Consider the following 20356-nt stretch of genomic DNA (forward strand, 5'->3'; position numbering starts at 1 on the left):
TGAGCGCAACGAAGCAAAGACAAAGCCGGATTCCTCTGTGTGTCAAGCGATACTCAGCGACAATACGTGTACGAGTGGCTTATTCCACCGATTATATAAACCGGTTCTCCGGGGTTCTGTTACAAGTATAAACCGCATCAAAATTACAAAGAATTCACAGAATTGTCACCCGCATAGGAGTATCATTTTCACGTGCGCGGCGTTAGAGTTATTGAGCAATGAACACGATTGTAAAGGTGATACAATGTTAAGGATCACATCTGGACTTCTCCTCTCGAGCCTCCTCCTCGGCGGCTGCTATACCGAAGTGAAAAGCACGGGAGATTATTGGGGGTACTCAGGACACCGCCATGCGCGGCGCGTGCTCGTTGAAAGTGACACTGAGTATACACAACCTCAGCAGCCACCCCAGACAGAGGTCGTCGATACGTCGGCGCCTCCACCTGAGTACGCCGAGTCAGGCACGGGAACGACTGTCATTAACAATTACTACGAAGATATCCCCTGGAGCCACCCATACTATTACTATTGGGGTTATTCGGCCCCTCCGGTCGTAGGCTTTTCAGTGACGTTTGGCGACCCATGGTATTGGGGGCCCGCATACCACCACCGCTTGTGGTATGATCGCTCCTACTATGAATACCCGTGGTATTATCCCGACGCATATTACTACTCCGCATGGGATCCGTTTGGATGGTACCCGTGCGTTGTACCGCCTGCGTATCCTTACTGGGGAGGAGGATATTATCCATACTACGGTCATCGCGGGTACTGGCACGACGATCATAGAGGTGCAGGGTCTCCTCCCGGAAGATCAGGAACAGGCCGCATCACCGGCGGAGAGCAACGTTCGGGCCGCAGTGTAATTACATCGGGCAACGCGGTAGGCGGGAGTTCGACAACTCCGTCTGGCGGACGCGCACCTCAGCCAAATGGCGGCGGACGTTCGACGGGTAACTCCGGCTCAAGCACCGGCAGTACAAACACCGGACGCTCCGGAGTCAATACCGTGAAGCAACCCGAGCAAACTAACCAGAACGCAAATCCCGGTCGTTCGCAGGAAGCCGCAAGACCTGCACCACGATCGAACGGAACCGGCCAACAAGCGCCTAGCGGCACAGGAAGAAGTCGCCAGAGCGATGGAGACCAAGCACCGAGAAATTTTAATGCCCTTCCCCGCGGAGCCCGTGCACCCGTTGCATACGGACAACGAAATTCTAACTTCCGGGCCGCTGCCAACCGAAGCTATCCCGTTTCTCGCGTACGGACGGCTCCACCGGCATACAGAGCGTCATCGGGATACTCTGCCCCACGATACTCTGGCGGTGGGCGTGGTGCGGCTTCCGTAAGCGCTCCGCGTCAGCAATCTTCAGGAGGAGGAGGCGGCGGCGGCGCACGCAGCAGTGGGGGCGGCCGTTCTCGTCATTAACACTCCTCTGCTTCGTTCAACAACAATATTATGGTCTCACCTTTATTAATGTTGCGTATGAGACAGTTTATTACATGTTCCTGCATCGTAATCGGTTTGATTCTGTGGTCAACCCAAAGCAAGGCCCAAGGCTTACTCGACGGATTACGGCTTAGTACAAGTGGAACAGGTACGAGTGCACGCGGGCTCAGCATGGGAGGAGCGCTTGTCGGGGCTGTCAACGACTGGTCTGCGTTGGAATACAACCCTGCAGCACTGACCCTTGTCGAGCATAACGAATTCAATGTTGCACTCTATAACCGTTCCTATTCGTCGTCGGCCGACTTCCTTTCTACTAACAGCAGCGACGACATCACAAATACCGTCCCGTACTCATTTGCGTATGCGGCTCCTGTCCCCACCGACCGTGGACATCTTGCCTTCGGGCTCAGTGTCGACCGTATCGCGGATTTTACGTCTACGTATCGGTTCTCCGCAGTGAACCCGAGTTCGTCGTATTTGAATACGAGCGGATTTGTCAATGACCCCGGGTACCGTAGCGGGCTGTTCTCTAATTATCTTTCCTTTTTGGATTCGACGAACATGGCCTGGGCTCTCTACCTGACGCGCCCGTTGGACTCTACGCAGCCGAAATTGACGACTCCCTACTCGGGTGGCATGTTGCAGTCCGGGACCGTTACTCAGGAAGGCGGATTGAATGCCTTTCGGATCGGTGCGGGCGTCGATGTCGCAGAGAATGTGTCAATCGGGGCAACCGTCAATGTCCTGTTCGGTAGTTATGACTATCGCCGTACATATAGCGAGACCGATGTCAACGGCGTGTATAACCGTCCGGATTCGGCACCACCGTATAACTTGAAATCTGCGACCATAACGGATGTTCGCTCTCAGTCGATCAGTGGTGTGAGCCTTAAACTCGCTCTCTATACCGAACCCAACGAGTATCTTCGTTTCGGGTTGACATTTACCACCCCGACAGTATATAGCATCGACGACCATTTCACACGAACAGGCGTTGCGTCGTTCACGAACGGAAGCACCTATCGTTCGTCCGATTGGCCAAATACCGAGCCATCGATCTCTAATTCCTACAGCATCACCAGCCCCGCATCCGTTTCTGTCGGTGGCTCGTTTAGCCATTGGGGACTTACACTCGCCGCATCCGCTTCATACACCGATTACAGTCAATTGCACTTTAGCGGCGACAATGTCGATCTGAGCGACCTCAACGATGCTGCCAGATCATTACTGCACGGTGTCCTTGCCTGGAATGTCGGTGGCGAATATATGATCAATCCTATTGGAGTGCTACTCCGTGGCGGGTTCTCTTCGACACCATCGGCATATAAAGACGACCCGTCGAATTATGGTACGAAAACCTGGAGTACGGGGGTGGGAATACTTTTGAGCAAGTCAACGATCCTTGAGCTCGCATACAGACATTCTTCCTACACCACAGACCATTCGTTGTACAGTGATGTGACTGCGGGACCGAACCCCACATCCGTCTCAGCGAGCATTGATAAAGACGAGATTTCGCTGTCCGAACTTGCGATCTCTTTTAGCTTCCGCTTCTGACGATTTTACAGAGTGAAAAACAAAAGGCTCGGGTGTCCGAGCCTTTTGTTTTTCTGTTAATTTGAAATCAGAGTCCGAAATCGATACCCAACGTAAGGAACGACGCCGAGCTACCCAACATTACGCGACCTGCAAGATTGGGGCTAAAAAAGTAGCGTAAGCCAGCGTGGGCTCCGACTCGAACCCCACTGCCATATCCATAGCCAGATCCATCTTCGCTGACGGACGCATAGTACAATCCGACGCCGAGAAACGGATCAAGATTCCGATCCTCAAGCAAGAAATGGTAGTCACCGAATACGCCGAAATACAACCACGTGACCCCATAGGTCAAATAGTATGTATAGTGATAATAGTTAATGATACCGGCAATGCCGATAATACCCGGACCGGCATCATTGGGATGAGTAATAGGCGCCTCGAACATTCCACCAATGGTGATGGTCCCACCGTACTCACTGAGTCCGATGTGCGGGCCGAGCATATCCTTCCCGTTTTTAAATTGGGCGTTACCGGTGGTAGCGATGAGCAGGAGCGCGCAAACTGCAACTGCGGAATACGATAACTTCTTCATGGCAGTAGATGAATGAGTAACAATAAAGCTGTTCGTTGCTACGAATATACAACACCGGGGGCATAGACTCGCTAAAATGAATGGTTGTTTGCATTAGCAAGGTCGCCTCCGTACACCATACACGAAAAATACTCGCCTCATTCGCAGCAAAAAGCCTGCCCCCACCGCTCCCCTCAAAAACTACTAACTCCGGGAAGCGGAAACTCTCCGGCCCGGACATTGTTGTAGGCTCATTCAATTTTAATCTCTTAACACGAACCTATGCCAAGCGGAAAGAAGCGCAAGCGTCATAAAATGGCGACCCACAAGAGGAAGAAACGTCTTCGCATGAATCGTCATAAGAAGAAAGTGCGCTAACCGTACGTTGCGCTGGATCTCCTTTGCAAGAAAAAGGCCCGCATTCCAAGAGGATGCGGGCCTTTTCCGTTGATATAACGAAGAAGGCCGGGGCGCTTGCCCCGGCCTTCAGTGCTATTCTTCGTCCGGCGTGAATTGGTTACCGATGTTGTCGTTGTCTTGCGACTGATTGAATCGGCGCCCCCGGTTTTGGTCATACCCGCCACCACCTTGGTAACCGCCACCTCCACGCTGGGGTCCGCGGCCATACCCGCCGCCGCCCTGGTTGTAGCCGCCGCCATCCTGCTGGCGAGGACGATATCCTCCACCTCCGCCGCCTTGGTAGCCGCCACCGCCGCGTTGCGGCCCGCGGCCGTAACCGCCACCGCCCTGGTTATACCCTCCGCCGCCTTGATTGTAGCCGCCACCGCCGCGCTGTCCGCCGCCGTAGCCGCCACCCTGATTGTAGCCTGAGTTTCTGGGTTGATAACCACCGCCGCCACCGCGCGGCTGGTAACCTCCGCCACCGCCTTGATTATAGCGTTGTCCATACCCGCCACCACCCTGACGCGGTTGATACCCTTGGTTCGGGTTGTACCCACCGCCGCCCTGACGTGGCTGATATCCTCCGCCACCGCCCTGCTGCGGACCACGATCGTAGTTAGGATTGCGAGTCTGGAATACCGGCACGACACGGCGTGGGCTGCGCTGTTGGTATCCTCCGCCTCCACCTTGCTGGTATCCACCTCCGCCGCCCTGATTGTAGCCACCGCCACGTTGCTGCGGTGCGTACGGACGACGTCCCTGTCCGCCTCCGAAACCTCCCTGACGTGGGCCACCGGGACCTCGTTGCTGGTATCCACCTCCGCCGCGCTGCTGGGGCGGTCCGTTCCAACGGCCACGTTGGAAGGACATCCGCTGCTGCATCTTCTGCATGCGCTTCATCTTCTTGCGCATTGCTTTCACACGCTTGCGGCGCTCCTGCTGAGTCTTCGAATTCGGATCCTTGCTCTGCCCCTTCGGCTTCTTCATCGTCTTCTTCGGGGGCACGACCGGGTACCAGTGCAAGTCATCGACCATTGCCTGTGCACGAGCGGGCTCTGCGATAAACTTTTCGGTATCGACGCCGGCAACTTCATCGGCAAGCAACTTGCCTGCAAGCACCGAGGCAGCAAGCGAAGAAGTACCCATGACATAGTCGTCCGCGAGATAGATATTTGCGCCACCGAGCTTTACCTTCTGCACATCGCCGGACTTGAACGGGGTGTGCTTCAGGATTCCACTATGCCACCGCTTGATTTCGCTATAATTCATCTCGGGCAGCGCGAGGTCGAGCACCTGCTCGAAGACACGCTCGATGACTGCGTAGGCAACATTGTCATCCTTGTCAATGCATTCCTTGCTGGCATCGGCGCCAAGCTGGAGGTAGAACGCATTCTCGCCTTTGTACACGCCGAGTTTGCGCTTCTTCTGCTCGCGAGAGAGCCACATCACCGGCGCGGTCGCGTCGGTCGCATACACTGTAGAAAAACCGATGTTCATTTTCAACCGCGAAACACCGAACACAGCACCAACCGTGGGCGCGTAATCGACGTCGCCAAGCAGCGAACAGAGCTTCTTGATCGTCCGCGACTCCCCTTCATGCGGTTGCAACAGTTTCTGCGCGTCGGAGGCCGGAAGTGCAAGAACGAGGGTCGAAGTCTCGTGTTTCTCTCCGCGCTGGTTCTTCAGCGTAATCGTCTTGTCACCCGGCAGGAGGTGGCTGATACGCGAATGCGTCCGGACCGGGATCTCGTGCACAATCGCTTCAGCGAGCGCCTTCATGCCGCCGTCAAGATAGTACCATTCAGGATCGACACGATGCGCGGTCGCGATCGATCGTCCGTCAAATTCCAGGATGTCGTTCGGGAGCCGCTTCAGTTGCGGCAACGCGCCTCGTTCGGCAAGAATCTTTCGAAGCAATTCCCGCCCCTTTTGTTCGGTCTTGTCCGAAGTCTCTCCGAGTTCGATGCGCTGTGTCCCGATATCGATCGTACGGTATCCGAGGTTATGCGTCGTGGACCGACCGCCGAGCCCTCGGGACCATTCGTAAAGCGTCACGTCTTTGCCCGCTCGATGAAGGAGATATGCAGCGACCAGTCCGGTATATCCGCCGCCTACAATAGTTATCATTTGTGTTCCTTTCACGTTTCCAGTGTGGAATGATGTTCAGTTAGACCCCACGATGTAGCCCGTTAACGTCAGTAGTTGAAGAAGTCCCGGCAACTATGTGTCCATGTGTTTCGACCAATATGACCCTGTATCGCGACGTGTCCCGTCAGCATGTACAGATTCTTCGTTTCACATGTGACACTGTACCAGTGAGTACGGATACGGTGCTTCTTTTCGCTTTCTTGCTTGTCAACGTATCGTCATCCGTGAGAAAGACGACGATGGTTAATAGTGTATGAATACAAGCTCAGAGGTACAATTGCATTTGAGAAAACATACGTGGTTGGCAATACAATAACCCACGTACCAACCCTCTGGCTATCTACATAACCATACGTATTCCCGGCCAGTTTCCCGTAACTTCACTTTTGACGGGAGTTTGCCGAAAAAAAGTGAATGGACTGAAACATTCTGGCACGGAACTTGTAATATTACCCAACATTGTCTCACCAAGACTTCAGTCTCACGTTCTGTGTGTTTCATAGTGACCTCCTGAAAGCCCGCCAGAAGCAATTCTGACGGGTTTTCTCTTTTATGACGTCCCCTTTACTCTACATCTATCCCGCCAGATGTCAGGTGTATCATCCTTGACTATCAAGATACTCTTGGAGGATGATCCGAGCCGCCTCTTCGTCGTGGCGATGCTTTTCCTGTCGTTTGGACTTCGAGAGCCCACTCGAACGGAGGTTATTGGCAGCCATTATGCTCGTGAGGCGCTCATCGTGAAATGCATGCCCTACCCCCACTGCATCTAACCGTTCGAAGAGGCGTTCGCCGAAGGTTCGTACTTCCGTGGTCATTTCGCTGTCGCCGCCCATGAGAGACCGTGGCAGCCCAAGCAGCACGAACCCGACGGCCTCCTTCTCAACAAGGCTGAGAATATCATTGAGGAGTGCCGGAGACTGTGACAACGTGGTAAACGGCCTGGCAAGCATTCGCAACTCATCGCTAATCGCAAGGCCTACACGTTTTGTACCGTAGTCGATCGAAAGAACCCGGGATCTATTCCTCATATCGAACGGCATTTGTCACACCGCGTACCTGTCGGAGCTTCTCCAGTAGACGCGCAAGATGATACGTATTCTTCACGTACACCGTCATTTTCCCGTCGAACATTTGATCGTGTGAGTCGATGCTGAACGAGCGGATATTGGTATTATTGTAGCTCGAAATGACATGGGTAAGATCGCTAATCATTCCCGGTCGGTCCTCTCCTGAAATATGAATCCCGACAAGATAGTCCGCCGTCTCTTCGGTGCTCGGCCATTCGACATCGATCAACCGTGCTTTACGGTCGTCATTCTCAAGTCGTTTGATGTTCTTGCACTCGCGTCGGTGGATTTTTACCCCTTCTCCGACCGTGACCACACCGATCACATCGTCACCAGGCACCGGGCTGCAGCACTTTGCGTAACTATAGAGCAGATCGTCTCTGCGGCCCTGAATAAGAATGCCGGTTTGACGACGAGATTCTTCAAGATATGGCACTTCAAACACTGCACCGCCACCATCATCTTCTTTTCGGGGTTCCCCTCCGGGTTTGAGCCAATCCCGGAGTTTCGAGATGATGTCCTCTGCCTGGACACGTTCTTCGGCCAAGGCAAGATGTAGCTTCCCGATATTTCCGTGGTTCGTAGCCGATGCGAAACGCGCCAGTGTGTCGTCATTTACATGCAACTTCGCCTTGGCAAGTTTCTTATTCAGCAGTTCTTTCCCTTTGGAGATCTTGGCTCGCTGATCTTCATTGATGAACTTGCGAATCTGATTACGAGCCTTATGCGTGGCGACGAAGTGTTCCCAGTCCGGATTCGGACTCTGAGCCTTCGAAGTGATAATCTCAACCTGATCGCCGGAGCGCAATTTTGTGTGCAACGGGACGATCTTTCCATTCACTTTCGCCCCAATGGTGCGGACGCCAACTTGTGTATGGATATCGAATGCAAAATCGACCACGGTAGCTCCCTTGGGTAAAATGCGAAGATCACCTTTGGGAGTGAATACATAAATCTCATCCTGATACAGATTGAGCTTGAAGCTCTCCATCAGGGCCTTCGGAGCATCATCCTCGTCTTCTTCGAATAGGTCACTTACCCATTTGACCCACTCCTCGATTTCCGGGTCGGTCTTGGTGACTTGTTCCTTGTACTTCCAGTGCGCAGCCACGCCCTTCTCCGCTATTTCGTGCATCTGGCGCGTCCGGATTTGAACCTCCACCATTTTTCCGCCAGGCCCGATCACGGTTGTGTGTATCGACTGGTAGCCGTTTTTCTTCGGGACTGAAATGTAATTCTTGAATCGCTCGGGGACCGGCGTGTAGATCGAGCTCACAATGCCATAGACCGAGAAACAGTCGTTGTCGTTCTTTGTGTCGATGATAATCCGAACCGCGAACAGATCGTACAGATCGTCGAAGCGTTTTCCGGTACGGATGAGCTTATTATAAATCGAGAATATGTGTTTCGGCCGACCGACGATCTCAAACTTGAATCCTTCGTGCTGCAACGCATCCCGGATAGGAGCGATCGTCTCGGCGATGTAGGATTCCCGTCCGACGCGCGACTCGGCAAGCGATCGTTTGATTTCATCGTATGCCTCTCGGTTCAGGACTTTGAATGAGAGGTCTTCGAGCTCCCATTTGATCTTCGCCAAACCGAAGCGATGTGCGAACGGTGCATAAATATCGAGCGTCTCTTTCGCCATTCGCATCTGTCGCTCCGTCGAGAGGTACTCGATCGTGCGCATGTTATGCAAACGGTCAGCAAACTTGATCAGCATGACGCGTACGTCATTGACCATCGAGATCAGAAGTTTGCGATACGACTCTGCCTGAGTGATCTCACGCGAGCGGAAGATATCGCTAATCTTGGTGGCCCCATCGACGATTTCTGCGACCGTATCGCCGAACTCTTCTCGGATCTCGTCGATCGTGTACGCGGTATCTTCGACCACATCGTGCAAGAGAGCACACACGACCGAGACGTCGTCGAGCGGGACTTCCCGCACTACGATCATGGCAACCTCGAACGGATGCAGAAAGTATGGCTCACCGGATGCCCGGCGATCGTTTTTATGAGCTTCGTAACAAAGACGGAAGGCTTTCGTGACGAGGGCTGAGTCATAGTGGCGCAGGCTGCCCTTACACGCTGTCAGGAGTTCGTCAAGTTTCTGTTGATAGACGACTTCGGAATTGTCCTCTACTTGCACAGTAGCAGCAGAACCATCACTCGGCGATGGCGGCACCGGCGATGCACTGGGAACTACGGAGGGCATACTATCATGATCCGGTTCCATTTCGTGCTCAGTTTCTCGGTACATGCCACCACCCGAAGTATATCATTGCGCCGACATTCAGATGGGTAAACGTAATAGGATCGCCACCGGTCTGGAAATCGAACTGTGGTTGTTGCTTATCCCCACTGAGCAGGAATGTTGCAGAGATATCGGCAAACGGCGAGAGTATAAAATTATCCCCGAGCTCAAGATCATAACGAGCGCCAAACATCCCCTTGATCCCGCCACGTGTGAACGATGCGCTCACCGTTTTTGAATCCGAATGAACGCCGAGCGAATCGACCGCATAATAGCTCTGCTTGCTTTCGATCGTCGTGCTGTTATACCCAAGTCCGAGATAAAATTTTACCGGAGAGTGAGGGTTGATCACAAAGTGAACATCGAACGCGATATACTTCGTCGTGATATCTTCATGTGTCGGCACGTAGTACGGAAATTTGGTAGGCGGTTTGAGCGGATCGAATTTATCGACGTAGGACGAATCCTCTTGCCTCCACAACCGATCGTTTATAAGGTCGTCCCCGACATTGAATCGGTTGTATGAAATCTGAAAGTCAATTCCCCTCGTAATCGAAGTCCCGATTGATAACGAGGAAGCAAAGACTGATGTTGGAGTAAGTTGCACTCGATTTAGCTGATTGAGCTCCGAGAGATTTCCGATTCCGATTCCCCCACCAATCCCGATCGCTTTCCAGACGATCGGAGTGAGCGCCTTTTGTCGTGCGCGTTCCTCGTCCTGGATGCGTTCGACTGCACGCAAACTATCGCGACGTGTCTGTTCCTGTGCCTCTCGCAGTGCTTGCTGCTGCGCTTCATACGCCGCTCGAATCGAATCTTGACGTCTGACTTCCTGCTCTTTGGAGAGCTGCTCCCGTTGCCGTCTGATCATCTCCTCTGCCTCACGACGCTGCTGCGTCATGACAGAATCCGGCGGACGGCTTCCGGGTTGGGCATGCGATGTCCCTGTCATCGCACATAATAACATCAGTAGGATGACGAGAGCCGGTGGCAAGCTCAGGCGAAATAATTTCTTCGTATTCTCCGTCGTTTGATTCATGATCTCAGATACATCCATATTCTTGAGCGCGGCAATCTTCTCGGCGACCAACCGAACAAGTGCCGGCGTGTTGCGCTTTCCTCTCATCGGCGCGGGCGCCAGATACGGCGAATCCGTCTCTATGAGCATCGCTTCGAGAGGCGTCGCCTGCACAGTCGGTGCAAGCGTCGAATTCTTAAACGTGATATTTCCCGTAAAACTTACAGCAAATCCTAACTCTACAACCTCGGCCGCCTGCTCCGGAGTGCCCGTAAAGCAATGGAATTGACCGAATTGATCTTCCGCGCCTCTGCCCGAGTACTGTTCCCGCACGATGGCAATCGTATCGTCGATAGAATCGCGAGTATGAATAATAATCGGCTTGTGCAACGATTTCGCGAGCTCGATCTGCTCCGAAAAGGCCCGGATTTGAACGTCACGAGGCGAGAAATCATAGTAATAGTCCAACCCAATCTCGCCAACTGCAACGACATTCTCATTTTTGGACGCCAACGCAATGGTATCGCGAACCTCGTCATTCCATTCCGTCGCAGAGTGTGGGTGAATCCCCAGACCGCACCACACATTCGGAAATCGGTTCGCCAGTTCGATCGTCGCATCGAAACTTGCCAGGTCGATCGCAGGCACGATGAATCCGGCAACCCCCTGCTGCATCGCATCCGCGATCACAAGGTCACGATCCGGATCGAACTGATCCGTCTGTAAATGGCAATGCGAATCGATCATGTGGTTCAAAATGCGGTCTCTATACGAACAGAGTAACTTCTGAGGGGGGCTACGTTTCCTACAATCTCTACGTAATAATAATTCAGAAGATTCTCTACCTGAAAGGTCAATTTTGCAGGCAATCCGGTGACATCTTGCATATCTCGGCTAATACGGGCGTCCAGAACGTAGGCATTTACTCGCGCGCCGCCATCCGGCACTTGACGGGAAAGAACGGAGTCGACCGATTCATACTGGCTCACGTACCGGAAATCGGCTGAGCCTTCCCATTTCCCCCATTGCGTCCCTAATCGTGTCTGTAGGAGATGCCGCGGACGATATTCAAGGATTGCGTTGGTCTGACGATTTCGCGGATACACATAGGTATACGCTAGTCGCGCGGAAAGCTCGTCATTAGAAAAAGGATGCCATTCGATCGCTTCCTCGTGCCCGAATATATCTGCATCGGTAATGTTCTGAAACTGGATGTACGAAGCAGATGAGCCGGTTACAAATGTCGGCTCGATCAGATGTTGAAATCGTGTATAAAAGATTGCGGCATCGACAAAAAGATTCTGCCCACGATATGAGCCACCGATTTCCGACGAGAGGCTTCGCTCGGGTACAAGCAACGGGTTTGGCCGTACCGGGAAGACCCCGAACACTTGATCGATATATTGCTCGCTGATCGTTGGCGCACGAAAGCCGCTCCCGATCGATCCACGCATCGAAATATGCTCATCAACGGCATAACTCACGCCGAGCTTCGGTGAGACCTGTGTCAGCCAATTTTGAGCATCATGCCGAATTGCATCCGCACGAAAGCCCGTGGTTACGATCGCGGGGGAAATATGCCATTCGGCCTGGGCATACCCCGAAATCGATACACCGGAGTGATCGGTGAATAGGTCGGAGGTAACACGTTGATACGAGCCGATCGCTCCAGCGGTCAGGTAGAGGCTGCTAAGATCGGTGTTCAGATCATACTCGCCCGTTGTATTCAATGCCGACGAATGCGCACCCGGCTGGCCGCCGGGTACGGAAGGATCCGTTGTAAACTGTGTATGATACAGATCGAGACGGAATGTGTGGGAAACCGCATCCGAGAGCAGTTCAATACTCGACTGCACGTTCTCTTTCGCAGAATGAATACGCCCATTCACTACACCGAGTGAATCTGCAGGAAGCAATGGAGTCGATAATCCCTTCCAGTATAACCATCCCCCATGGTTCTCGTTTGCTGCAAGCAAACTCGTTGTCCAGGTAGCGGCACCACCAAGTGGGACGGATGCCTTTGCAAAACCATTCACCTTATAGGAGTCATCGCCTAAACGGTACCCCTCGTTCCGCCGCACGGCGAGGGTGCCAAGTAACCCAATCTGGCCTACAGTGCCGGAAGCACCGACCTCTCCGGATGCGAACTTCGAGCCAACGGTCGGAACACGCCACTCGCTGTATTTCGGTTGATCGTAGATTCCGCCCAATACGACCGCGCCAATACTTAACGTATCGCTCGTCGGACGAGTGATCACGTTAATTATCCCACCGAGCGCGCTCGATCCGTACAATGCAGAGCCTGCCCCTTTAACAACTTCGATGCGGTCAATATCTAACAACGGGACAACATCGAACTTGATATCGCCATTATCCGCCGCGAGCAGCGGCATGCCGTCAAGCATGAACAATACGCGCGAACCTACCCCTCTGCCATATCCCGATGACCCTCTTATATTTACTTGCGATTCAGTGACGCTCACACCCGGTATCCAACGAAGTGCATCGTCAACGGCGATGCTCCCGCGAGATGTTAGCTCTGCTGCTGTGGCGGTACTCACCGAAACGGGGACGTCTTGCGATAGTGTCGTATGCCGTTGGGCAGTGACGACAACCTCGTCCATTCGGCCACCGACCGGTTGAAGTTCGATCGCCCGGAAGAGAACGTGGCCGATCGCGAAGACGGTATCGGCATAACCGAGACCGGAGATGTGAATATAGGCCGCTCCAATAGAAAGCGGGAAATCATAGCGACCATCTGTTGAAGTGGGTCGAACATGGATTCGCTGGTGGTCGGCGGTTTCAATTGCGACCGTCAACCCCACAACCGGAGCTTTTGTATGTGCGTCGATCACAACACCTTGAATCCGCTCTTGGGCACGTACAAGAGCAGCCGAAATCAACATGAACGATATGATCAACCACCACTTCATTGAATGAATGGTTGTCGAATAAGGGTGTCGAAGCGAACCGTCAGTACCGTTGTGTCGTCCGCCTTGCCGGGAGTCATATTGTACACAATCGCCGAATCGTCGGGAGTATGAGCAAACCCCACGATCCGCCAGTCATGATTAATACTATCCCCGTAGAGCTGCGCGACGCCAAGATATCTGTAGGTAGCCGGAGCAAGTGTAAATACGAACGAGGTATCTTGAAACGAACATGGCGCTAACGAAACGGCAAAGATGGTCTTATTGAAGCCGTTGATGATATCTGCAACCGAGAACGGTGCCCCATGTTGCGATAACACGACAGCAAGTGCCTTTACCGAATCGCATGGCGGCATGACACCGGCAAAATGAACTCGTCCGCTGAGCGTCGAGAATTTGCTGGGTTCAGGCGGAGCAAGCCCACGGTCACAGGAGACAACCGTGAGCACTATTGCTGCAAGCACGAGGCGATATGCGTGGCGTAGTGGAATGATAGGCGCTTAACAGCCTTCTCGCGAGGGGGGTTCAACTCTTTGGGTCCGTTGCTTTTACCCTGCGCATTCCCGAACGCTGAGACATGTCCAGCCGTTACCACTCCTGCATGATTTCTACGCGCAACCGGATCTGTTTCCTACTCATCCTGTCACTGATGCTCCAACATCGCACAGCAATTGCGGGGAGCACCAGCACCATCATTGTTAAATTCAAGACCGTATCGGCGCTGCAATCTCCAAGTGCAGCAGTTCGCGCAGTAATCGCTAGGTTTTCTGCGATTGGTATCGAGTCCGCTCCCAGAATCGTCCCGTCGGTTACTTCGACAAATCTCCTTTCGATCCACTCATGGAATGGACTCGATAGGATCATTGTCCTGCCGCTGCGTAGTGGTATATCACGAGCCCAGGCTGTGGATGCAATTGCGCGACTCGCCGATGTAGAGTACGCCGAAGAGAACCATGTTTATCATATCGATCGCTTCGTGCCACCGAACGACTCGCTATACTCCCAGCAATGGGCGCATGATGCAATGGACGTACCGGGCGCCTGGTCATATACTCAAGGCGATTCGACGGTGAATATTGGGTTTGTCGATACAGGGGTTCAGTGGGACCACCCCGATCTTGTCGGTCAGTTCGCAGTGAACACCGCAGAAGATATTAACCACAACGGACTATTTGATCCGTGGCCCTCAACCGAGACACATCCCGACGCGTACGGGCATCTTGTCACTGGCGATCTCGATGGAATCGACGAAGACGGCAATGGCTATGTCGATGACGTCATTGGGTATGATTTCGTCGATCAATCCAGCATCAACTTTGGTGATGCCTCCGGCCGCGATCCCATCCCCTACGATGAAGAAAGTCATACGCATGGTACGGCGGTCGCGGGGGTCATCGGTGCGAAAGCCAACAACAGAATTGGCGTGGCAGGCGTAGCACCAGGATGCCGTCTTGTCGCATTGCGTGCACTCGACGCACTCGGAAACGGCGAGTCCGACGATATTGCAAGCGCGATTGTATATGCCGCGGACAATGGGGTAAAGGTGTTGAATCTTTCGTTCGGCGATTACTTCCCTTCGATGCTGATGCACGATGCCATTAGTTATGCCACGGAACATGGCGTGTTGGTCGTAGCATCAAGCGGAAATGAAGGCTCAGACGCACGTCATTATCCGTCGGACTTCTCGGAATGCCTATCCGTTGGAATGACAACGCAGGATAATTCGGGACGCGAAGTACTTTCCCCAAACTCTTCCTACGGCGAAGGGATGGACCTCATTGCTCCCGGCACCGCCATTTTAACGACGGCTGCAGACGGTTCATACCAGTCTATTTCGGGCACTAGTTTTAGTGCACCCGCTACGGCAGCAGTGGCGGGCCTATTGCTCTCGCACAACCCTCGTCTTGGTGTCGCTGCTATACGCTCAATCCTCGAATCGACGACTGACAAACTCTCAAAAAGCACCTATGACCATTCGCATGCCAATGGCAGAGTAAATGCAAAACGAGCACTTGCTTTTGTCGGCAGTGCGAACATCAAGATTGCATCACCTCGTACCGACGACGAATTGCAGACGGATTCATCATATAGCATTCTCGGCTCCGCCGTTTCGTCGTTGTTCACTGGGTATTCGGTTTCGTATGCGTCGGGATTAAATCCTGATCATGACATCAACAATCCCCCGTCCTGGACACTCATCGATTCCTCGGCCGAGCAAGTACTCGACGGTACGCTTGCGACGTGGAAACCCGCTGGCCTCACCGCCGGCACCTACACGATTCGTCTTGCGGTGTCTACAACCGATCGACGCTCTGTCGAAGAACGTATCACGGTCAGACTTCGAACACACCAGGCATTCGCAGCCGATGTTCAGGTGGATACAATGTACCAAAATGAGCGAAGAATCCTCCTGATTCATGGCCGAGCCGATTCCCTGAGCCATGCACTGATACGGTACCGGGCTGTAGGCAGCTCGGAATGGTCGGTGGTGAATGACGATCAATATGCACACGGCCATTCGATGCTCCTCAGCACAAACGAGGTGCGGGCCGGGGTGCCGATCGAATTATCATTAGTACTCTTTGATAATGCTAACGACACGGTGACCAGTTCGTTTATCGCAGGTATACCGGATGAGTCGATCTCAGAGTCAGGCTTTCGGGAAAAACCATACGCATTACCGAGCGGCTATTTGCTCGATACGCTCATTGAACGAGGTGGTACACGATATGCCATTCAGAATATTGCAACGAGCGCATCGTCATTCGGCACTGTGGCTGCGTTTAGCTTCGACACGTCTTCACGCTCGTTCATTAAATCAGATTCCGTACAATTACTTACACTGCCTCGATCAATCGGTCGGATCAGTCCGAGTCCCTCTCCTCAGCTACTCCTACAAGGATCCGGCGGAACAACATACATTTTTCAGGGCAACTCCGCACATCCGGTCTTCGGAGACATGGTCTTTGCCGACACGACGTCATCACTCCCCTTCTTTGCTACATCATTGCAAGACATCGATGGCGATGGCATCGACGAATTGATCGGACGTCAAGAAGTGCAAGTTGGAAGCGGGTATCAAGACCGGTATGAAGCGGATAAGATCGTAAATGGTCAGCGAGTAGCATTCGGCAATGTTTCCGATACTACAACGCCTGCCCCACACTATGCATCCAATACCTTCTCGACACCGGATACGAAAGCGATCGCTATCGCCGGCAATGCCCCGAATGGAATTGCGTTTCTCGACGACGATGCCGATCTTATCATTAATAAATACGATCCCTCTCCAGCGTCTAAGTTCATTACGACGTTTGTGGACGAGAATGCAGGATACACAGAAGGGAGAAATTTTGCGATTGGTGATTTTAATGGCGACGGCCTGCCCGACATTGCGCTCGCGTATCACCGGTCATACGATTACAACGACGATCTTGAGATCGAGCCTTCATACTGGACTGTAAAAGTCCTGCTCAACACTGGCACCGGCTCCTTTTTGACCGTCTACACCGATCATTTCTATAATGCACGTAGTAACTCGCCGTATCGTTCGAGCCTTGGTACGATCAAGAGTGTGGACGGTAATGCAGGAGACGATCTTGTGCTTTCGCTCTTCCCAAACTTTTATCTCTTACGATACAATTCCAGTACCGGGACTATTAACCCTGTCTGGCATTTCCCATTGGCGAATTCGCCCCGAGGAGCTTTGTCGTACGACTTTGACAATAATGGAATCCGAGAGTTTGGATTTGACACCGGTGACTCTGTTCGCTTTTTCGAATGGGACGCCTCCACTGTCTCCAGAACTCCATCCCCTGCCGGTCTTGAAGTGATCCCACGTGACACTGGCCGCATCGACCTGCGCTGGAGTGAAGTCTCATCCGTCGATCGGTATGATGTCCTGCGAGCGCTCGACGAGCCGAATGCAACGTTCGAAACGATCGGCTCGACCCAACGTGGCTCGTTCTCGGACACTACGGTTACCAATGACACTCATTATTTGTACTCCGTGAAGGCCCATGATCCGAGTTATACAACCCCACTGAGTTTCCCATGTCCGAGCGTTACTGGATATGCACACCACCGGCCCACGATTATTCGTATAATCTCTCGATCGAATGCGCTTGAACTACAAACGTCAAATCTTCTTGCGACTACCGGACTAAGTGGCGGAGAATTCGTCTGTGATGATACACTTTCGTTCTCAAGTGCTATAGTCGCCGGCGACAGCACAGTAGTGCTGACGCCTATGCGAGAGCCTTTTTCATCGGGCACGCACACGCTTCGTGTTCGATCATTCGGATTACGTGACGTCTGGAATTCCCCCTTCGACACGACTGCCCGCATCACGTGGGAAGAACATCCGATTGTAGCGACAGCAGCATTCTATATTAAACAGTGGAGTTTTCAGAGTGGAAACAGGATACGCGTTCTGTTTTCGATGCGTCCGGATGACAATGCACTGCTCACTTCAAATTATACGCTTTCACCATTCGGAGAGATAGGCTCTGTTACGCGTGACCCAGCCAACGACACAGCCGTGATCTTAACATTGACGCCATCCACACAGTTATCTCCTATTGGCAACTCATATACGGTATGTGCTCATGATATTACCTCCGGCGACCAGCAACTCGCCGAGGATGGCAGGTGTGCCGGCGAGACTCCGGTCGGTTCTTCCCTCTCACATCTATTTGTCTACCCCAGTCCGGTTCATGAGAGTGATGAAGTGATGACATTCGCCGGGCTCACGCCGCAAGCCAGCATCATTATTTATACCACGGGAATGCGACTTCTCCGTCGACTGGAGAGCACCGATCAATCAGGGGGAATTCAATGGGATTTGCGGGACGAAACCGGTCGAAAATTATCGAGTGGTGTCTATATCTACCGGGTTTCAGGGAAGGATTCCGCTGGTAATGAGGTCGAGGTAGGCCAATCGAAATTTGTGATTGTAACCGACCGATAAAAAATTGTTGCGGAGAGGGAGAGATTCGAACTCTCGATACCCTTGCGGGTATAACGGTTTTCGAGACCGCCCCTTTCAACCACTCAGGCACCTCTCCTCCGTGGAAAAGACGGACAAACAACCCGCAGATGCTTCTGCGCGTTCCCCTCTTCTCAAAATGAGAAATTATGTGTGTACGTCAGAGTTGCGAGAATCTCCGTGAATGCAGGAGTGCCGCTTACTGAAGTGTTCGTTTCGGTCGCATAGAGTGTAAAAACGAAGGTCCCTTGGTCGCTGATGCGAAACGTAGAGTTCAGGCTCTCACTATACGTGTTCGATGTCGTACTGATCGACGGGATAGGCGGGACAGTGCTCCCTGCTATCTCAACTGAGCTACGTGTGTATCCGATCGACCCGCCGATAGATAATCGATTTTCCACTAAGCTCTTCGCACCATTAAAGGTAATACCCCGAAGGGCTGTTGAACTCGCGCTCTGCTTCGTATCGGCGATCAGTAGCGAAGCCCCGAGACTCAATGCACTTCTCAAAAATGTAATATTGTAATTGATCGTCCCGCTCGTCGTTTTGGAATTGGAATATTTCTGCGTAAATATATTCTGATCGGTATAGTCTTGGTAAGATGCCGAAAGAATGATCGACTGCGTGGAGATATTCGAGACAAAGAGAAATCTCGGTGTAACGGATGCCGATTGTGCCACACTGCTGACACGTGTGGAATCGTTGATCAGATTACTCTTCGCACTCGTCCCTTGTTGTGTCGAGTAGTTCGCATAATTCATGTCGATCCCGAAAACTTGTGCGGGGTTGATGCTAATATTCCCGCTGCCGATGATTCGCTGGGTGCGGGCCAGTTTCGTATCGAGCACATTGTCATTCTGAATACCGATTGCGCCACTCATACGAAGCTTGTTGGAAAATGCATCGAAGCTTGGGGCAATCGTATAATTCTCAATATCGGTGGTAAAATAGTACGCACCCAGCGAGGCATAGTCCGGTTCGACGCGCTCATACCCAAGACGGATGTTAAAATGCGGCACACGCAGCGTCAGGCCCGTCGTAGAAGCCAACAACAGACTCGTAGAGGAACGGGTATCGATCACCCATTTCAGACTATTGGGGATCTGTGACGAATCGATAAGCGGCGAGCGAAGATCGCGCGTGAGAAAACTTGAGGCAATCTCCGCATCGAACGTAAGCGGTTCGATAATCTTGATCTTGGTGTTAATTCCAAGAACGGTATTTTCCTCCGGAAAAATATTTACACGCGTCGGGATATGTGTCAACGATGCAGAATCGTCTTTTGCATGGAGGTAGATTAGATCGACGAAACTCTCGTCCGTCCCGTAGCCAATCTTTCCCGCGAGGCCCATCCGCTTGAACGCTGGTTGAACTGCAATGTTCGTCGTATCCTCTTCTACGGCACGTTGAAACCGTCCATACATAAACGAAAGTCTCAATGGATTTGGGTCGAGGTCAACGCCAGCTCCTAGAAACGTGATTCCTGCTAGAGTATATTTCGAATATGTCAGCGAGCGATATCCCAGGTGCAGAGTGACCCATTTGTATTGGGGCGATACACCGACCTGATCGAACGGTTGGCGGAACGAACTCTCCTGATCGGAAAGAATGAAAGAGAACGGAAGAGATACACCATAGAAGCTTAGCGTCGGCGCACCCACAAAAGTCCAGCCGGTGGCCGGTCGGCGTGCAGGTCCGCCGGATACGGAATACTTATTGACGGAAATACTGACCGATCCATCGAGCCGTACCGGCCGTTCACCGACCGATGACTCAAGATCCTGAGAGCGGGCTGAATAACTGAGGAAGCAGCCGAGTAATAGTACGAGCACCACGCGCACCACGCGCGTTCCGCTATTCGGTCGACCGATGTGATGTCGCAGACACATAGTATTTTCACTCGGCACGCACACCCACGAAATTCAACTACCTCCCTGCAAAACTACCATATTTCCGCTTCAATTTACGAAATTCCGAATTGCCC

At 52.6% G+C, this 20356-nt stretch carries 11 protein-coding genes and 1 tRNA gene; 3 read left to right on the plus strand and 9 right to left on the minus strand.

What is annotated here, in order from left to right; translation table 11 throughout:
- Window positions 1-244 precede the first annotated feature (244 nt).
- Window positions 245-1429 carry a hypothetical protein gene (locus JSS75_05585; protein ID MBS1903158.1) on the plus strand — a complete coding sequence of 395 codons (1185 nt, stop codon included), beginning with the start codon at window positions 245-247 and terminating at the stop codon, window positions 1427-1429.
- Between the two features lie 57 nt (window positions 1430-1486).
- Window positions 1487-3007 carry a hypothetical protein gene (locus tag JSS75_05590; GenBank protein MBS1903159.1) on the plus strand — a complete coding sequence of 507 codons (1521 nt, stop codon included), beginning with the start codon at window positions 1487-1489 and terminating at the stop codon, window positions 3005-3007.
- Window positions 3008-3074: 67 nt separating this feature from the next.
- Here the strand turns inward: JSS75_05590 and JSS75_05595 are convergent, their stop codons facing one another.
- From JSS75_05595 to JSS75_05625, 7 genes are all read right to left on the minus strand, one after another.
- Window positions 3075-3581 (minus strand): hypothetical protein, encoded by a 507-nt coding sequence (locus JSS75_05595; protein ID MBS1903160.1) that lies wholly within the window; start codon window positions 3579-3581, stop codon window positions 3075-3077.
- A 471-nt stretch (window positions 3582-4052) separates the two neighbouring features.
- Window positions 4053-6089, minus strand: a complete 2037-nt coding sequence (locus tag JSS75_05600; protein MBS1903161.1) for an FAD-dependent oxidoreductase — start codon at window positions 6087-6089, stop codon at window positions 4053-4055.
- 620 nt (window positions 6090-6709) lie between these two features.
- Window positions 6710-7141, minus strand: a complete 432-nt coding sequence (gene ruvX / locus JSS75_05605) for a Holliday junction resolvase RuvX (protein MBS1903162.1) — start codon at window positions 7139-7141, stop codon at window positions 6710-6712.
- Complete coding sequence (locus tag JSS75_05610; GenBank protein ID MBS1903163.1) at window positions 7131-9398, minus strand: bifunctional (p)ppGpp synthetase/guanosine-3',5'-bis(diphosphate) 3'-pyrophosphohydrolase; 2268 nt, start codon at window positions 9396-9398, stop codon at window positions 7131-7133. Before JSS75_05610 ends, ruvX begins: the two co-directional genes overlap by 11 nt.
- 28 nt (window positions 9399-9426) lie before the next feature.
- A complete protein-coding gene (locus tag JSS75_05615; GenBank protein ID MBS1903164.1) occupies window positions 9427-11202 on the minus strand; it encodes a YchF/TatD family DNA exonuclease in 1776 nt (591 codons plus the stop codon).
- A 5-nt stretch (window positions 11203-11207) separates the two neighbouring features.
- Window positions 11208-13361: a TonB-dependent receptor gene (locus JSS75_05620; GenBank protein ID MBS1903165.1), complete on the minus strand. Its 2154-nt coding sequence runs from the start codon at window positions 13359-13361 to the stop codon at window positions 11208-11210.
- 23 nt (window positions 13362-13384) lie between these two features.
- On the minus strand, window positions 13385-13849 hold the full coding sequence (locus tag JSS75_05625; GenBank protein ID MBS1903166.1) for a hypothetical protein: 465 nt from the start codon (window positions 13847-13849) through the stop codon (window positions 13385-13387).
- A 185-nt stretch (window positions 13850-14034) separates the two neighbouring features.
- Here JSS75_05625 and JSS75_05630 point away from each other — a divergent pair, with 185 nt between their 5' ends.
- Window positions 14035-18354 carry a S8 family serine peptidase gene (locus tag JSS75_05630; protein MBS1903167.1) on the plus strand — a complete coding sequence of 1440 codons (4320 nt, stop codon included), beginning with the start codon at window positions 14035-14037 and terminating at the stop codon, window positions 18352-18354.
- Between the two features lie 10 nt (window positions 18355-18364).
- Here JSS75_05630 and JSS75_05635 read toward each other — a convergent pair.
- Both JSS75_05635 and JSS75_05640 read right to left on the minus strand, forming a co-directional pair.
- A tRNA-Ser gene (locus tag JSS75_05635) sits at window positions 18365-18451 on the minus strand.
- A 55-nt stretch (window positions 18452-18506) separates the two neighbouring features.
- Window positions 18507-20261, minus strand: a complete 1755-nt coding sequence (locus tag JSS75_05640; GenBank protein ID MBS1903168.1) for a hypothetical protein — start codon at window positions 20259-20261, stop codon at window positions 18507-18509.
- Between the last annotated feature and the right edge of the window lie 95 nt (window positions 20262-20356).

The organism is Bacteroidota bacterium, assembly GCA_018266755.1.
Classification (GTDB): Bacteria; Bacteroidota; Ignavibacteria; order Palsa-1295; family Palsa-1295; genus JAFDZW01.